Raw genomic sequence first — 16884 nt, forward strand, 5'->3', positions numbered from 1 at the left:
GTGCGCTCACTCGGCCAGCTGCGGCACGACTTCGCGGGCCAGGAAGTCGAGGTGATCGAGGTCGCCCAGGTCGAGGATCTGCAGGTAGACCCGCTCGATCCCCTGCTCGCGCAGGGCGCCGAGCTTGTCGACGATCTCGGAGGCCGTGCCCGCGAGGCCGTTGGCCCTCAGCTCGGCGGGCTCGCGCCCGATCGCGGCCGCCCGGCGCGCGAACTCGGCCTCGTCGGCACCGGCCACCGCGACCAGCGCCGCCGAGTAGACCATGGCGTCGGGGTCGCGCCCCAGCTCGACGCAGGCTCGGCGAACGTTCTCCACGAGCCCCGGCACGGTTCCCGGGTCGGGGAACGGGATGTTGAACTCGCTCGCGAAGCGGGCCGCCAGCAGCGGGGTGCGCTTGGCGCCCTTGCCGCCCACGATCACGGGCAGGGGCGACTGCACCGGCTTCGGCAGGGCGGGCGCGTTCTCGAGCGAGTAGTTCTTGCCCGAGTAGGAGTAGGTCTCGCCGGGCTCGGTGGCCCAGAGGCCGGTGACGATCTCGAGCTGCTCCTCGAGCAGGTCGAAGCGCTTCGGGGGGAATGGGATGCCGTAGGCCTTGTGCTCCTCCTCGAACCAGCCGGTGCCGAGCCCGAGCTCGACCCGGCCGCCCGACATCTGGTCGACCTGCGCCACCTGGATGGCGAGGATGCCCGGGTAGCGGTAGGTCACGCTCGACACCAGGGTGCCGAGGCGGATGCGCTCGGTCTCTCGGGCGAGGCCGGCCAGCGTCGTCCAGGCATCCGTGGGCCCGGCGCCCGGGTCGCCGTCGCCCATGCGCAGGTAGTGGTCGGAACGGAAGAAGCCGTCGAACCCGAGCTTCTCGGAGGCCTGCGCCACCGCGAGGAGTTCGTCGTAGCTCGCGCCCTGCTGCGGTTCGGTGAAGATCCTGAAATCCATGGCCTCAGCCTATTCTGCCCGCGGAAATGAAAGCCGCGGGCCGTACTCGACGACCCAAGGTGAGCGCGCGGCCGCGGAGCGACCGCACGGGAACATCTCGCCCGCGCCGGGCTGGGACCGGCGCGGACCCGATAGGGCGCGCGAAGCACGCTCTATCGGGCAACCAGCACAGCGCGGAGGGCGCCCGTGAGGCCGGCCGCGGTGAAGACGAGGGTGGAGACGAGCACCACGCCGATGGGGAGCGTCCAGGCGCCGGTGGCGTCGTGCACGGCGCCGATGAGGGTGGGGGCGGTGGCGCCGAGGGCGTAGCCCACGCCCTGGATCATGGCCGAGAGCCGGCGCGCGTGGGTGCCGGTGAGCGCGAGCTGCACGATGAGCATGAACACGACGGTGATGCCGCCGCCCTGCGCGACGCCGCCGAGGAATCCCCAGGCGAGCCAGGCATCCGGCGCCAGCATCATGCCGAGCGGGAAGCTGATCCAGAGGGCCGAGACGATGCCGAAGGCCACCGGGATACCGATGCGCTGCGACAGCAGCGGCACCCCGAGGGCGCCCACCACGGCGGCGATCTGGAAGATCGACGAGCTCGTGCCGGCGGCGGCCGCCGTGTAGCCGACCTCCTGCTCGAGGATGGTCGGGAACCAGGCCGTGAGCCCGTAGTACGAGAACGCCTGGCCGGCGAAGGCGAGCGAGAGCAGCACCGCCGAGAGGTTGCGCCAGGTGCGCGGCTCGGGGGCGGCCAGCGGGATGCCCCGGGTGTCGATCGCCACGGTGTCGACGGCGCCGGTCTCGAATGCGGGCTTCACCGGCCCCCAGGCGAACGCGCGACGCGGACCCACCGCCACGAGCCACGCCACCGCCGCGAGCACCACGAAGCCGAGCCACGCGAGCAGTGCGCCGCGCCAGCCGAACACCACGGCGAGCGGCACCGTGGCGAGGGAGGTGATCATCGAGCTCACGTTCATGGCCGAGGTGTAGGCGCCCGTGACGATGCCCACCCGCGCGCCGGGCACGTCGCGCCGGATGATCACCGGGATCACCACGTTGCCGATGGTGATGAACGCCCCCATGATGATGGTTCCCGCGAAGGTGGCCTCGACCCCGCCGGCCGAGCGCACGATCGAGCCGATACCTACGCCGATGATGGCGATCGTGGTGGCGAAGTTCGCGCCCGCCCGGCCCACGAACAGCGAGGCGAACGGGGTGATGAGCGCGAAGCAGAGCACCGGCAGGCTCGTGAGGAGTCCGGCCTGGGCCGCCGTCATCGAGAGGTCGGCGCTGATGGTCCCGGTGATCGGCGCCACGGCCACGATCGGCCCGCGCAGGATGAAGCCGATGAACACCACGCCCACCACGAGCATCCAGGGGAAGCCGGCGCGGGTCGTGCGGTTCATGAGGAAGGTCCTGGTTCCCGGTGCGCCGACGTCCACCGCAGACGGCGACCGTCTTCGGATTCGTTGTGCGGGGTGAACCACCGATCCTACGCGTAGCGTTGTGTCATGGACGATGGCAGGTCAGCGCGCATCCTCGTGGTGGGCGCCGGTGCGGTGGGCGGCTGGTTCGGCTCGAGGCTGCTGGCGGCCGGGCGCGACGTGACTTTTCTGGTGCGCCCCGGGCGAGCGGATGCGCTGGCCCGCGACGGGCTGCGGGTGGCGACTCGTGACGGGGTCGAGACGTTCGCCGGGGTGCGCACGGTCGTGGCGGGCGAGGGAGGTTTCGGCGGGGCGACCGGCGCCGGCGACAGCGACGGCGACAGCGACAGCGACAGCGATTTCGACGTCGTGCTGCTCGCCGTCAAGGGCTGCGCGCTCGAGGCGGCGATGCGCGATCTGGAGGGCTTCGTGGGCCCGGCGACCACGATCGTGCCGCTGCTCAACGGCCTGCGCCACCTCGAGCTGCTCGCCGGACGCTTCGGCGACTCCCGGGTGGTGGGCGGCCTCTGCGTCGTGGCCGCGCAGCTCGACGACGACGGAACCGTGCGGCTGCTCGCGCCGGGCTCGAGTCTCAGCTACGGCGAGCTCGACGGCTCGGTGACCGAGCGCATCCGGATGCTCGACGCGGGCCTGCAGACCGGCTCGCCCGGTGTGCGCGCCCGGCTCTCGGAGCACATCCGCGCCGACCTCTGGGCGAAGTGGGTGTTCCTGGCCTCGGGCGGGGTGCTGACCACGCTGGTGGGCGGCCCGGTGGGTGAGATCGTGGCGGCGCCCGGCGGCGTCGACACCGCTCTCGCGGTCATCGCCGAGTGCGCGGCCGTGTCGACCGCCGCCGGGTTCCCGCCCCAGGCGAAGGCGCTCGAGAACCTGCGGGCCACGCTGACGGAACCCGGCTCCGCGTTCACGACCTCGCTCTACCGCGACCTCGTGCAGGGGCGCCGGCTCGAGCACGAGGCGATCGTGGGCGACCTCGTGGCCCGGGCGGGCGCCCTCGACGTGCCGGTGCCGCTCCTCACGGCGGCCTACGCCCGCCTCGGCCTGGCCGCCGCGGCTCGCGCCTGACCGCCGCACCACGAGCATCCGGCCCCCGAGGTCGCGCGAAGACCTCTCACGGGCTTCCCCGAGAGCACTTCGCGCGACCCCGCTGGAGAAGCTAGGCCGGGGAGGGGCTCGAGCCGGGCCCGGTGGACGGGAGAGCCGCGGGGCCCGCGCCGGAGCCCGCCCGCGGGAGCGCGAGGGCCGGCCGGATGCGCGTGCCGGCCTTGCGGGGCAGGGCCCAGCCGATCTCGACCGGCCGCCGTCGCCGCGCCAGGGCGACTCCGGCGAGCAGGATGCTCACGAGCAGCATGACGGCGAGGAAGACCGCCGCGGTCCACACGGGGCCCGCCGCGCCGCCGGTGAGGATGTTCTGTATTCCCGTGACGGCATACGCCATCGGGCTGATCGAGTTGATGAACTGGAACGGCCCCGAGAGGATCTCCACCGGGTAGAGCCCACCCGTCGCGGCGAGCTGCAGCGCGAGCAGCACGAGCGAGACGACGGCGCCCACCCGCCCGAAGGCCGTGGCGAGGAGCTGATGGAACGCGGTGAACGCGAACGCCACGAGCAACGAGAACCCGAGGGTCGCCGGCAGCGAGCTCCAGGCCACCCCGAGCACCAGGTGCAGGAAGGCCACGAGCAGCACCACCTGCACGCCCACGACGGCCGCCGCCCGCCCGAAGGTGCGGAGCGTGAGCCGGCCGGTGGTGGCCGAGCTCGCGAGCACCGCGCGGGAGAACGGGCGCAGCCAGAGGAAGACCGCGAGCGCCCCGAGCCAGAGCGCCACCGGCAGGAGCACGGTGGTCACGATCTGCCCCACACCCGACACCGCGTTCACCGTGGTGACGTCGACCTTCACGGGCTGCGCCACCACCTTCGCGGCGGCGGAGGTGTCTCCCCCGGAGTTCGCCTGCAGCTGGTCGGCGCCCGACTGCAGTCCCGAGGCGAGCGTGCGCGCCCCGACGCCGAGCTGCGTGGCGCCCGTGGCGAGCTGCTGCGCGCCCGGAACGGTCTGCTGCACGCCCGTGGCGAGCTGGCTGACGCCCGAGGCGAGGCCGGAGGCCCCGGAGGCGAGGTCCGGCCCGTTCGCGGCGAGCTGATCGGCCCCGTTGGCGGCATCGGCGATGCCCGACTCGAGCTGGCCGAGGCCGGCGATGCTCGATCCGAGTGGGAAGTTGTCGGCGATGTACTGCGCAGTGCCAAGGCTCTTCGCGGCGGCGGCCAGAGACTGCTGGGCGGCAGCAGGGTCGGTGGCCAGTTGCGCGAGCGCCGTATTGAGGCTGGCATTCGCTGCGCTGACGTTGCCCGAGTAGTTGCTGTAGAGCTCGTTCAGCCCGCCGAGCCCGCTCGTCCCCGTGCGCAACTGATCGAGCCCGCCTGCGAGCCCGGTGACGCCGTTCGTGTACGCCGCCACCCCGTCGGAGAGCTTCGAGGCGCCCGAGGCCGCCGTGGCCGCTCCCGAACCGAGCTGGTCGAGCCCCGAGGCGAGCTGCGAGGCGCCCGAGGCGAGGCCGTCGGCGCCGGTGGCGAGCTGCGTGGCCCCGCCCGAGGCATCCGAGAGGCTCTTGCCGACGCCGCCGAAGCTCGTGTAGATGCCGTTGACGACCTGTGCGGTGACCTGCTGACCGAAACCGGCCTGCACCGAGGAGGCCACGGTGCTCGCGACGAGTCCCGAGAGGTAGCCGTGCGACGCGTCGGTCTTGATGTCGAGCAGCCCCTGGGTCGGGGTGGTGCTGGCGAGGGTGTCGAGGCTCGCCGAGAAGTCGGAGGGGATGGTGAGCACGGCGTAGTAGCGGCCGTCGGCGAGGCCTGCTGCGGCGTCGTCGGAGTTCGTGGCCGTCCAGGCGAAGCCGTTCGAGCCCGGCCCGGTGAGCTGCGTGACGAGTCCGCGGCCGGCGAAGTTGGTGGTCTTCGTGCCGTCGGCGGCCGTGCTGGTGGTCATCTGGTCGTTGTTCACGACGGCTGCCGGAACCTGCTGGAGATTCGTGTCGACGTTCGACAGCGCCCCCGTGAAGATGGCGTTGACGGCGAGCGGCGTGAGCGCCACCCCGAGCGCGGCGAGCACGACGAGGGCGATCTTGGTTCTGCGGCGCGCCCGCGGCGTCGGCGTGGAGGTCGAGCTCATCGGAGGCCTCCCTTCGGGACGGAGAGTTCGGTGGAGCCGGGCGCACCGGCGGAATCGGAACGGTGGAGCGCGATGCGGGTGAGCGGCCTTCCGCCGAGGGTCGCGGCGTGACTGGCGGGTTCGGCCTCGACCCCGAGCACCACGGTGGAGCCCGCATCCGGGATGCTGACGACCGCGGCCGCGAACTCCGGCGTGGCCGGCCGGGCGAAGTCGCCCTCACCCGCGTCGATCACCAGCATCGACGACCCGTCGGCCACGCCGAGCGCCACCGCGAGCAGCGCCTGCGCCAGGGGCGACAGCTCGCCGATGGTGCGGTGGATGTCGATGGCCGGTTCCCCGGCGCCGGTGAGCGCCGCGTTGACGCGCGCCACGAGCGTGTCGACCGCGTCCCGCGGAACCCGCCGGAACGGGGGCGCCGAGAGACGCAGGCGCTCGAGCAGGGCCTCCCCCACCGCGGTGGTGCCGTCGAGCCGGCGCGAGTCGAGATCGACGAGGGTCACGCGCTTGGCCACCCGGCCCGACTCGGAGGGCAGGCTGTGGCCGAGCACCTGGAGATGGCCCGACGACAGCTCGATGCGGCCGGCGATCGCAGCGCCCACGAGGCGGCGGGCGGCGGTGTCTCCCGTGATGACAGCGGTCGAGCCGGCGGCGACCGAGAACGACACCGGTTCGCCGGCGCCCTCCACCACGAGGTCCTCGGCGGTGACGGCGTCGCCCGGGTGCAGCGCCGCCCACTCGCGCTCCTCGATGTGGCCTCGCAGGCTCTCGCCCTCCACGTCGACGTTCGGCAGGATGCGCGCGAGCCACTTCGGCAGGTACCAGGCGTGCCGGCCGAGCAGCGTCATGATGGCCGGCACGAGCGTCATGCGCACGAGGAAGGCGTCGACGAACACGCCGACGGCGAGCGCCAGCGCGATGGCCTTGATGGCGCCCTCCCCCTCGGGCACGAAGGCGAAGAACACGAAGAACATGATGAGCGCGGCCGCGGTGACCACCCGGGCGCCGTGCTGGAAGCCCACACGCACGGAGCGGCGGGCGTCGCCCGTCTTCACGTACTCCTCGCGCATGCCCGAGACGAGGAACACCTCGTAGTCCATCGCGAGACCGAACAGGATCGCCATCAACAGGATCGGCAGGAAGCTGATGATCGGCCCCACCGAGTGCACGCCGAGCTGCTCGGCGAACACCCCGTTCTGGAACACGGCCACGGTCACGCCGAACGAGGCGCCGACCGAGAGCGCGAAGCCGAGCGCCGCCTTGACGGGCACCGCGATGGAGCGGAACACCATCGCGAGCAGCAGGATGGACAGCCCGATCACGAGCACGCCGAACGGGATCAGCGCGTTCGAGAGCTGGTTCGAGACGTCGATGGCCACGGCGGTCTGCCCGCTCACGGTGAACGGCGTGCCGTACTGCGCCTGGACCTCGCCCTTCATCTCGCGCAGCCGCTCGACGAGCGCCTTCGTCTCGGGGGCGTCGGGCGCGGTGGTGGGCACCACCTGGAAGATGGCGGTGTCGAGGGTGGTGTCGGGCAGGCCCGGACCCACGGTGGCCACGCCGTCGACGGCTTCGAGATCGCTGCGGATGCCGGTCAGCACGTTCTGGATGTCGGTGGTCTGCGTGATGTCGGCCACCACCACGATCGTGCCGTTGTACCCGGGCCCGAACTTGTCGGCGATGGTGTCGTAAGCGATGCGGGCCGAGGTGCCGGGCGCCTGCGAGGCGGCCGTCGGCAGGTTGAGGTCGAGGCCGAACGCCGGGATGGAGGCCGCGCCGAGCAGGCCGATCACGAGCACGATGAACACGATCGGCGCCTTCATCACGATGCGCACCCAGCGCCCTCCGAGCGAGGGCTTGACCGGCTTGCCCTCCACCACCGCATCCGCGTCGTCGTGCGAGGCCGCCGCGATGGCCCGCCGGGCCGCGCGCGAGCCCGGCTTCGGCGCGAGCCGCCCCTTCGCGATGCCCATGATGGCCGGCAGCAGGGTGATGGCGATGCTCACCGCCGCGAAGACCGCGAAGGCGGCCGCGACGCCCATCACCGAGAGGAACGGGATGCCCACCACGAGCAGCCCGAGCAGCGCGATGATGACGGTGAGGCCTGCGAACACCACGGCGGCGCCCGCAGTGGCGACCGATTGGGCGGCCGACTCCTCCGCATCCATTCCCTGGGCGAGCTGCGAGCGGTGCCTCGAGAGAATGAAGAGGGCGTAGTCGATGCCCACCGCGAGCCCGATCATGATGGCGAGCATCGGGGCGGTGCTCGACACGGTGGTGAAGGCCGCGACCGTGGTGATGCCCGCGAAGGAGACCCCCACGCCGATCAGCGCGGTGAGCAGCGGCAGACCGGCGGCTAGCAGGGAGCCGAAGGTGATGAAGAGCACCACCCCGGCGAAGAGCACGCCGACGCCCTCAGTGATGGTGAGCCCGAAGGTCTGGCTGGTGAACACCTCTCCGCCGTAGGAGACGGCCATGCCGTCGGCCTTCAGGGAGTCAGCGGATGCCTGCAGCTGCTCGAGCGTCGCATCCGTCACCGAGGTGGCCGGCCCGTCGAACTGCACCTTCACGAGGGCGGTGGTGCCATCCTTCGAGATGGCGTTGGTGGCGTACTGCGAGTAGGGCGAGACGACGGCGGCTACGCCGTCGATCTTTCCGAGGTCGTCGGCCACCGCGCTGATCTGCGACTTGGCCGGGTCGTCGTTCACGTTCTGGCCGTCGGGCGCCTGCACCACGATCGTGGCGGCGGCGCCGGCTGCCGAGGGGAACAGGTTGGTCAGCTTGTCGATGGTCTGTTGCGACTCGGTGCCCGGGATCGTGAAGCTCTCCTGGGTCTGGCCGCCCAGCGCGAGGCCGCCGCCGAGCAGAGCGGCGAGCACGAGCACCCAGGCCGCGACGACGTACCAGGCCTTGCGGAAGGCGAATCGGCCGATTCGGTAGAGCAGTGTGGCCACGGGAGGCTCCTCGGGTAGGGCGAGCTGGGGTGAGGGGGGATCAGCGGTTCAGCGGTTCAGCGGTTCAGTCCGGCGATGAGTTCGGAGACGACGTCGACGAGGGCTTCCCTGACCTCGTCGATGGATTCGATGTCGGCGGCGCTCGGCCGCGAGGCCACCAGCACGTAGGCGGCGCCCGCGAGCGCGATTCCGAGCCGGACGCGCTGTTTCGTGGTGGGCAGCTCCGACATGAAGGACTCGCCGATGCAGTCGATGTAGCGGCGGGCCTCGTCCATCATCGGGATGTCGGAGAGCGTCTGGCCCTGGTTGATGATGATGTGCGCGGCGAGGCGGTGCTCGAGCAGCAGGTCGACGAACTCCACCACGAAGGCGGAGCGCAGCTCGTCGGAGGAGGCGCGCGCCACGGTGGAGTCGAGGAGGACCCCCAAGGTCTGGACAGCCGGGGCGAGCGCCTCTTCGAGCAGCGCCTCCTTCGAGCGGAAGTGGTACAGCACGCTCGACTTCGAGTAGCCCGCGGCGTCGGCGATCTGCTGCAGCGAGGTGGCGGTGTAACCGTGCTCCGCGAACATCCGCAGGGCGATCGCCCGCAGTTCCGCACTCGCATCGGTCTGCACGCGCGGGGCGGGGGGAGAGGAAGGCACGCACAGACTCTAATCTGACCGATCGGTCAGCGACTGCACGATCGGTCAGTTTCCAGGCGAGCTGCCAGGATTGATCCCCACGAAACACGCGCTGGAGTAACGTCCTTGAGAACGCATCGGGCAGAGGGGGGACACGAGTGACCGACGACGCTCGCAAGGACGTGGCCGAGGGGATCGAGACGCAGAGGGAGCTCGTGGGAGACCGCGCAGAATCAGTCCAGGACTTCTCCGACGAGCAGTCGGGCTACCACAAGTCGCTCAAGCCCCGGCAACTGCAGATGATCGCCATCGGCGGCGCCATCGGCACCGGGCTCTTCCTCGGTGCGGGCGGCCGTCTGCACGAGGCCGGGCCGCTGCTCGTGTTCGACTACGCGGTCTGCGGTTTCTTCGCGTTCCTCATCCTGCGGGCGCTCGGCGAGCTCGTGCTGCACCGGCCGTCATCCGGCTCCTTCGTCTCCTACGCCCGCGAGTTCTACGGCGAGAAAGCCGCCTACGTCTCGGGTTGGCTCTACTTCCTCAACTGGGCGATGACCGCCATCGTCGACTCGACCGCCGTGGCCGTCTACGTGCAGTACTGGAGCCTGTTCACCTCGGTGCCGCAGTGGCTGCTCGCCCTCATCGCGCTCGCGGTGGTGCTCAGTGCCAACATGATCTCGGTGAAGGTGTTCGGCGAGATGGAGTTCTGGTTCGCGCTGATCAAGGTGGTGGCCCTCGTGGCCTTCCTCCTCATCGGCGTGGTCTTCCTCGCCTTCGCCTTTCCGACGGATGCGGGGATCACCGGCATCCCGATGATCGTCGCCGAGGGGGGCCTGTTCCCGAACGGCATCAACACGCTCGTGGTGGCCGTGGTGATGATCCAGGGCGTGGTGTTCGCCTACGCGGGCGTCGAGCTGGTCGGCACGGCCGCCGGCGAGACCGAGAACCCGGAGAAGATCATGCCGCGCGCCATCAACAGTGTGGTGCTGCGCATCGCGGTGTTCTACTGCGGCTCGGTGCTGCTGCTCGCGCTCCTGCTGCCCTCGTCGGTGTACTCCGCCACCGAGAGTCCCTTCGTGACCTTCTTCTCCCACATCGGCAACCCGACCGTGGCGGCGATCGCCGGCTCGGCCATGAACTTCGTGGTGCTCACGGCGGCCCTCTCGAGCCTGAACGCAGGGCTGTACTCGACCGGGCGCATCCTGCACTCCCTTTCGGCGGCCGGAGCGGCACCTCGGTTCACCGGCAAGATCAACAAGCGCGGGGTGCCGTTCGGCGGCATCCTGCTCACCTCGGCGGTGGCGCTGCTGGGTGTGGGACTCAACTTCGTGGTGCCGGCCCAGGCCTTCGAGATCGTGCTGAACGTCTCGGCGCTCGGCATCATCTCGAGCTGGGGCACCATCATCCTGTGCCAGATGAAGTTCAAGAAGCTCGCCGATCAGGGGCTCTACGTGCGGCCGAAGTTCCGGCTGTTCGCGGCACCGTTCACCTCGTACCTCACGCTGGCCTTCCTCGTGTCGGTGCTCGTACTGATGGCGTTCGACTACCCGGCGGGCACCTTCACGATCGCCTCGCTCGTGATCATCATCCCGTTGCTGATCGTGGGCTGGTACGTCTACCGCGACCGCATCACGGCCATCGCGGCGGCGCGCTCGGGGTTCACCGGGGCGTACCCGACCGTGGCGAACCCCACGCCCCTACCCGAGAAGGACGCCTAGCGCCCGACGCTTGATTTATGGCGAGCCCGGCCAATAGGGTTCAGCCCATGACATTTCGTGAGTTTTCATCACCTTCGTCGAAGATGCTGCGCCTTGTGACCCTCCTTCTCGCGGGTAGCCTCGTGGCCGCCTTTCTCGCCGTGGCTCCTCTCGCGGTCGAACAGGCGTCGGCCATGGAGATCGATTGCAGCACGATCGGGGGTCCCGGAGCTCTGGGCGGATATGTCGAGAGCCTCGGAGTGCGTTGCGCCGGCGGATCCGCGGGAGGGAGCGGCAGCACGGGAGCCGGCGGCGGGTCGGCGGGCTGCGCCCCGAAGACAGATCGGATTCCCATCGGGTTCTTCGACGTGTTCAACACCGATGTCGAGAGCGTGGAATACGCCACGGTGAACAGTCCCACCAGCGTCAGCACCTATCTGAGGGCCTACCGGCGGGACGTGAACGGCAGGCTGTACCTCGGCGGAGAGATGCGAGTGCGGCACGGCCTGGACCGGTCGTACATCAGCTTCTACAGCTATCTCTTCTCCCGCGGCGGGGCGGGTTCGTTCTACCAGGAGGCCTACTACGACTCCAAGATGCCGTGCTCGGACGGATACACATATCAGCTGTCCGAAAGCCTCGTCCCCGGCGACTCTCCGGCTAATCCGACCCCGCTGCTGGCGCCCGGAAGTGCAGCCGGGGCGGGCGAACCGGTCATGGCGCGCGGGCTCCTGGCCCAGGTGCCCTCGACCGACGAGTACATCCTCCGCATCGACGTCACCAACAATGGTGCGGCTCCCGCTCCGGCATCCGTGAGCCTGCTCATGAACGATTTCGATGTCGAGAATGTGCTCGCGACCTCGGGCGGCGTGGACTGCCCGCCGGCTGCCAAGAGCCTTCAGAAGTGCTCGGTGTACGACATCACGCCGGGAGCGTCGCAGTCGATGACCCTTCTGCTCCGCGCTCACGCGGGAATTCCCGCAGAAGCCGACATCCCGATCATCCTCGCCTACCGGACGACGACCGGGGGCACGGGTCGCCTGTTCTACTCCGTCTCGCGCCCCGACCCGGTTCCGGCTCCCCCGGCGTGTCCCGCGGCGGGCCGTCAGACCGTGGTGGCGGGGCTCCTCACCCCCCTCACGACGTTCTGCCACAGCGAGCGGCCGATGGCGGTCACCGCGGCGCACGGCACGGCCAGCATCACTGCCTACGGAGCGATCAGCTACACCGCGGATCCTGCCTACCGCGGAACGGATACGCTCACCGTCACAGCCAGCAGTGCTCGCGGACGAGTGAGCGCGCCGACCACGATCGACGTGACGGTCGCCGACCCACCCCATGCCGAGGCCGACAGCTACACCACCTTCTTCGAGACTCCGCTCACGGCCGGCACGAGCGTTCTCGAGAACGATTCGATCTTCGGGGCCGCGGCTCTCCCACTGCCGGACAGGTGGTACGCCCAGCAGGGCACGACGCCCCCGGCGCACGGCACTGTCGTCCTCCAGCGCGACGGCACCTTCGTCTACACCCCGGACGACGGATTCTCGGGCACCGACAGTTTCCGCTATCGAGTCGAAGGGCCCGACTCCGCGGCGTCGAACGCCGTGACGGTGAACATCGAAGTCGTGGTGCCCTGAGCTGGGGGGCAGACGTGATCGCGCCAGCAAGGACGCCTGGCGCGGCTGGGCTGACGCCCTGGCGCGCTCCGGCTAGAAGCCGGCGACCGGATGCGGGCGGTATGGCGCCGCGAGACGGGCGAGCTCCGCGGGCGTGAGCTCCAGCTCGAGCGAGGCCACGGCGTCGTCGAGGTGCCGCGCCTTCGAGGCGCCCACGATCGGAGCCGAGACCACCGGGCTCGCCGACACCCAGGCCAGCGCAACCTGGGCGCGCGGCACCCCGCGTTCGGCGGCGATCTCGGCCACCGCATCCACGATCTCGCGGTCGCCGAGCTCGGCGTCGTAGAGCGTCTTGCCGAACTCGTCGGTCTCGGAGCGGTTCGTCGTCGCGCTCCAGTCGCGGGTGAGGCGGCCGCGCGCGAGCGGGCTCCACGGGATGACGCCGATGCCGGCGTCGGCGCAGAGCGGATGCATCTCCCGCTCCTCCTCGCGGTTCAGCAGGTTGTAGTGGTCCTGCATGGTCACGAAGCGCGACCATCCGTTGGCCTCCTGCAGGTGCAGGGCCTTGGCGAACTGCCACGCCCACATCGAGGAGGCGCCGAGGTAACGGGCCTTGCCGGCCTTCACCACGTCGTGGAGGGCTTCGAGGGTCTCCTCGATCGGGGTGAGCGGGTCCCAGCGGTGGATCTGGTAGAGGTCGACGTAGTCGGTTCCGAGGCGGGCGAGGCTCGCGTCGATCTCGGTCATGATCGCCTTGCGCGAGAGTCCGGCACCGTTCGGGCCGGGGCGCATGCGGCCGTGCACCTTGGTGGCGATCACGATCTCGTCGCGGTCGGCGAACTCGGCGAGCGCGCGGCCCACGATCTCCTCGCTCGACCCGTCGGAGTAGACGTTCGCAGTGTCGAAGAAGGTGATGCCGGCCTCCACGGCCTGGCGGAGCAGGGGACGGCTGGCCTCCTCGGGCAGCGTCCAGGCGTGGTTGCCGCGAGCCGGGTCGCCGTAGGTCATGCAACCGAGGGCGATGGCCGAGACGTCGAGGCCGGTGGAGCCGAGCTTGGTGTACTTCATGCGGAGGCTCCACCGCCGGTGCCGGCTTCAGCGCCGACGGGCGTGGACGCCGACTCGGATGGGACGGAGGCGGCGGCCGGCGTCGCGTGGTCGCGCCAGCTGTGCTGCGGACTGAACCACAGCATCCGCTTCGCCTTGTCGATCGAGAGCAGCGTCTCGACGCCCTCCACCGGGCGGGTGAACGGCACCTCCGGAAAGTAGCGGGCGGCGAGCTCGGCCGAGGGGGTCGACATCACGGTGTCGGCGGCGGCGATGACGAAGGCCTCGAAGCCCGTGATGGTGCTCTCGAGGGCGAGGCGCACCGCCTGGGCGCCGTCGCGGGCGTCGATGTAGCCCCAGGCGTTCCAGGAGCGGCTCTCGGGGTTCTCGTCGAAGGCGGGGAAGGCCGCGTAGTCGGCCTCGTCCATGACGTTCGAGAAGCGCAGGCCGATGAGCTTGAGGTCGGGGTTCCAGCGGGTGAAGTGGCGGGCCATCTCCTCCTCGACGGCCTTGCCGAGGGAGTACGTCGACTGCGGGCGCACCGGGTAGTCCTCGCTCACCGGAAAGAACGGGGGCGGCGAATCGGCGAACGGCAGGCCGAGCACGGTCTCGCTCGAGGCCCACACCACGTTGTCGATGCCGGCCTTCGCCGCTGCGGCGAAGACGTTGTAGCTGCTCGGCACGTTGTTGGCGAAGGTGGCCGAGTTGGTGAGGATGCCCGGGGCCGGGATCGCCGCGAGGTGCACCACGGCGTCGACCTGGCTGTAGCGATCGTCGACGCTCGTGAGCGCTTCGGCCACCTGGCCGTAGTCGGTGAGATCGACCCGCACGAACGACGTGCGGGCGGCGGCCTCGGCATCGGGCGACGGCGCCCGGTCGAGGTTCACCACCTCGTAGCCGTTCTCGAGCAGTTCGCGCACGACGGCGCGCCCCAGCTTTCCGCTTCCTCCGGTGACCACGACCCGCGTCATGCGTTCTCCTGACTTCGTTGTGCTTCCAGTATCGTGCCGTCCGGGTGAACGGATGCTGTCGCTAAGCTGACCGCATGGCCATCGTCGCATCCGTCCTGGTGGGGCTCGCCGCCCTGCTCCATGTCTACATCTGGTACATGGAGAGCGTGCGCTGGCGCACTCCCGTGGTCTGGAAGCGCTTCGGCCTGGCCAACCAGGCGGATGCCGACACCACCGCCCCGCTCGCCTACAACCAGGGCTTCTACAATCTCTTCCTCGCGGTGGGGGCGGCGCTCGGCGTCATCCTCTACTGGACCGACGCGCAGGGGGCCGGCTTCGCCCTCGCGGTGTTCTCGGCGGGCTCGATGTTCGCGGCGTCACTCGTGCTGCTCTCGACCGGCCGTTCGCGGCTGCGCGCGGCCGCCACGCAGGGCACGCTGCCGCTGCTGGGCGTGCTCTTCTTCTTGTTCGCGCTGGCTGTCTAGGCGGTGCGCGGGATCTAGGACGTGCGCGCGATCTAGGCCGTTCGGGCGTGAGGGAGGGGCTGTGCGCGGGGTTTAGGCCGTTCACTCGCGAGCGGGGCCGTTCGCACGATCGGGACAGTTCACTCGCGAGGGCTAGGCCGTTCGCGCGCGAGGGCTCGGCCGGTTGGTGCGCGAAGGCCGAGGGGGTTGCGCGTGCGTCAGAACGGCGGGGAGTGGGCGTCGAGGTAGGCGGGGCGCGGAACGATCCGTGGTGGAGCGTCGTCACCCCGTGGAGGATCGTCGCCCGGATTCGGCGGACGTCTGCGCCTGAGTGAGCCGGGAGCGCGGGTGAGGTAGCGGGCGCCGCGCGGACTCGTCCAGAGAAGATCGCGGACGCCGCTTTCGGGCTGTTCGGCACGCCAACCGCCCTCGTGTTTCAGGTGGTGATGGCGAGCACACAGGTGCGCCAGGTTGGACGCTCTCGTCTCGCCGCCCTCGGCCCACGCGGTGGTGTGGTCGAGTTCGCAGCGGGATGCCCGACGGCCGCACCCGGGGAAGCGACAGGTCTCGTCGTCGACCAGCAGCACCGTGCGCAGTTCCGTGGTCGGGCGATAGCGGCGGCGGGTGACGGACAGGATCGCGGCGGTCGCCGGGCGGGCATCCGCGTCGGGTGTTTCGACACCCTCGGCGGGGGTCTGCTCACCGGGTGCAAGGAGTGCACGCAGGAAGGTGGGGGCGGTCGCCGCGATCGCCCGCGCGGTCGCGGGGTCGATCGGCCCATAGCCGTGCAGGTCGCCCGGTTCGTCGGAGACCGCCGCGACGGTCGCGGCCGGAACGGTGACGATCACCGTGGGAGTGACCCGCGGCCGCTCACCCCGCCCGAGGATGATGTCGGTGAGGACGTCGCAGCGGCGCTGCCCGTGCGTGCGATCGTCGCCCTCGGCACCCGCCGCGCCCGCGGTCGATGCGCGAGCGGCGGGCTCACCGCCGGCGTCATCACCCGCGGCAGGCTCACACTCCGGCGACCCACCCACGGCGGCCGCACCCGCGGCAGACTCACACTCCGTCGACCCACCCACGGCGGCCGCACCTGCGACAGGCTCACACCCAGGCGACCCACCCGCGGTGGCCGCACCCGCGAGAGACTCACTCTCGGCCGAAGCGCTCGTGCCGCGGAGACTCACGCCGGTGGCATCCGCGCGCGAAGCATCCGGTGTCGGGCGGAGAGACCGGGCTACCCGGTCGATCAGGTCGTCGATCGCCAGCGCGTCGGCCGCCGGCAGGTGGTGATGGAGCGTCGCCATGCCGTCGACACCCGCCTCGAACCACACCGAACGCTCGCGCCGGGCCGCGGCGGCGCGCGCCACCATGGACTCCGGATGCGCAGCCTCGCGCGCCCTCCGTGCCCGCTCGTCGAAGCGGGCCGCGGTCAGCTCCAGCGCCACCGGAAGCAGCGAGCGCTCGAACGCACCCCGCTGCTCCTGCGGCAGCGACACCGCGTGGGAGACCAGGTAGCGCGCGTGCAGGTAGGAGATCGAGCCGCGCCCCAGAGCGTCGAGCGTGGCCGGAAGGCCCTGAACGAGATGCTCTGCCTCGTTGACCAGCCGGGTGACCGTGCCTTCGGAACGCCGCGTCGCGCATCCGATCTCGGCCGCCAGACGACGCCGTGCCATCTCTTGGCCGGCGACCGTGGCCGCTGCCCCGCCGGCCACCGCCAGCTGGTCGGCCAGAGAGGCCGCCTCGGCGAGCCACCGGGTGCGGCGGGCTTCGGCCGCCGCGATGAGGCGCTCTTCGGCGGCGATCGCCGCTACTGCCGCGTCATAGCGGTCACCGAGCGCACCCGACGAGCCTGCGGCGCCGTCCGAACAAGCGGCGCCCAGCGAACCTGCCGTGCCCAGCGAACCAGCGGTGCGCAGCGAAGCCGCCGCCATCCGGGCAGCATCCATCGACTCGGCGGAGGCCGAGACGAAGAATACAGAGGAGCTGCTCATGAGAATAAGTCAACACCACGCC

The 16884-nt window shown here is 70.7% G+C and carries 12 protein-coding genes; 4 read left to right on the forward strand and 8 right to left on the reverse strand.

Features of this window, described 5'->3' with window-relative positions; all coding sequences use genetic code 11:
* Window positions 1–6: 6 nt before the first annotated feature.
* Window positions 7–933: an LLM class F420-dependent oxidoreductase gene (locus VD659_RS03585; RefSeq protein WP_423259754.1), complete on the reverse strand. Its 927-nt coding sequence runs from the start codon at window positions 931–933 to the stop codon at window positions 7–9.
* A gap of 152 nt (window positions 934–1085) precedes the next feature.
* The gene (locus VD659_RS03590; protein ID WP_423259755.1) at window positions 1086–2327 is read right to left on the reverse strand and encodes a CynX/NimT family MFS transporter; all 1242 of its coding nucleotides are present in this window, start codon (window positions 2325–2327) and stop codon (window positions 1086–1088) included.
* A 105-nt stretch (window positions 2328–2432) separates the two neighbouring features.
* On the opposite strand from VD659_RS03590, the gene VD659_RS03595 reads away from it, so the two are divergent.
* Complete coding sequence (locus tag VD659_RS03595) at window positions 2433–3428, forward strand: ketopantoate reductase family protein (protein WP_423259756.1); 996 nt, start codon at window positions 2433–2435, stop codon at window positions 3426–3428.
* A 91-nt stretch (window positions 3429–3519) separates the two neighbouring features.
* On the opposite strand, the gene VD659_RS03600 is transcribed toward VD659_RS03595, so the two are convergent.
* The 3 genes from VD659_RS03600 to VD659_RS03610 are packed head-to-tail and all read right to left on the reverse strand — an operon-like array spanning window position 3520 to window position 9121.
* Window positions 3520–5529, reverse strand: coding sequence for a YhgE/Pip family protein (locus VD659_RS03600; protein WP_423259757.1), 2010 nt, complete (start codon window positions 5527–5529; stop codon window positions 3520–3522).
* Entirely contained in the window at window positions 5526–8480 is a 2955-nt protein-coding gene (locus tag VD659_RS03605; RefSeq protein ID WP_423259758.1) for an MMPL family transporter, read from the reverse strand. Before VD659_RS03605 ends, VD659_RS03600 begins: the two co-directional genes overlap by 4 nt.
* 56 nt (window positions 8481–8536) lie before the next feature.
* The gene (locus tag VD659_RS03610; RefSeq protein ID WP_423259759.1) at window positions 8537–9121 is read right to left on the reverse strand and encodes a TetR/AcrR family transcriptional regulator; all 585 of its coding nucleotides are present in this window, start codon (window positions 9119–9121) and stop codon (window positions 8537–8539) included.
* 194 nt (window positions 9122–9315) lie between these two features.
* On the opposite strand from VD659_RS03610, the gene VD659_RS03615 reads away from it, so the two are divergent.
* Both VD659_RS03615 and VD659_RS03620 read left to right on the forward strand, forming a co-directional pair.
* Complete coding sequence (locus tag VD659_RS03615; protein ID WP_423260043.1) at window positions 9316–10815, forward strand: amino acid permease; 1500 nt, start codon at window positions 9316–9318, stop codon at window positions 10813–10815.
* 347 nt (window positions 10816–11162) lie between these two features.
* Window positions 11163–12431: an Ig-like domain-containing protein gene (locus VD659_RS03620; protein WP_423259760.1), complete on the forward strand. Its 1269-nt coding sequence runs from the start codon at window positions 11163–11165 to the stop codon at window positions 12429–12431.
* Between the two features lie 72 nt (window positions 12432–12503).
* On the opposite strand, the gene VD659_RS03625 is transcribed toward VD659_RS03620, so the two are convergent.
* Together VD659_RS03625 and VD659_RS03630 are read right to left on the reverse strand one after the other, a co-directional pair.
* On the reverse strand, window positions 12504–13478 hold the full coding sequence (locus tag VD659_RS03625; protein WP_423259761.1) for an aldo/keto reductase: 975 nt from the start codon (window positions 13476–13478) through the stop codon (window positions 12504–12506).
* Window positions 13475–14428: an NAD-dependent epimerase/dehydratase family protein gene (locus VD659_RS03630; RefSeq protein WP_423259762.1), complete on the reverse strand. Its 954-nt coding sequence runs from the start codon at window positions 14426–14428 to the stop codon at window positions 13475–13477. Before VD659_RS03630 ends, VD659_RS03625 begins: the two co-directional genes overlap by 4 nt.
* A 74-nt stretch (window positions 14429–14502) precedes the next feature.
* Between VD659_RS03630 and VD659_RS03635 the strand changes: the two genes are divergently transcribed.
* A complete protein-coding gene (locus VD659_RS03635) occupies window positions 14503–14892 on the forward strand; it encodes a DUF1304 domain-containing protein (RefSeq protein ID WP_423259763.1) in 390 nt (129 codons plus the stop codon).
* Window positions 14893–15089: 197 nt separating this feature from the next.
* Here VD659_RS03635 and VD659_RS03640 read toward each other — a convergent pair whose 3' ends face one another.
* Window positions 15090–16862 carry a DUF222 domain-containing protein gene (locus tag VD659_RS03640; protein WP_423259764.1) on the reverse strand — a complete coding sequence of 591 codons (1773 nt, stop codon included), beginning with the start codon at window positions 16860–16862 and terminating at the stop codon, window positions 15090–15092.
* Window positions 16863–16884: the final 22 nt, after the last annotated feature.

The sequence above is a fragment of the Herbiconiux sp. 11R-BC genome, assembly GCF_049472555.1.
In the GTDB taxonomy this organism is placed as follows: Bacteria; Actinomycetota; Actinomycetes; order Actinomycetales; family Microbacteriaceae; genus Herbiconiux.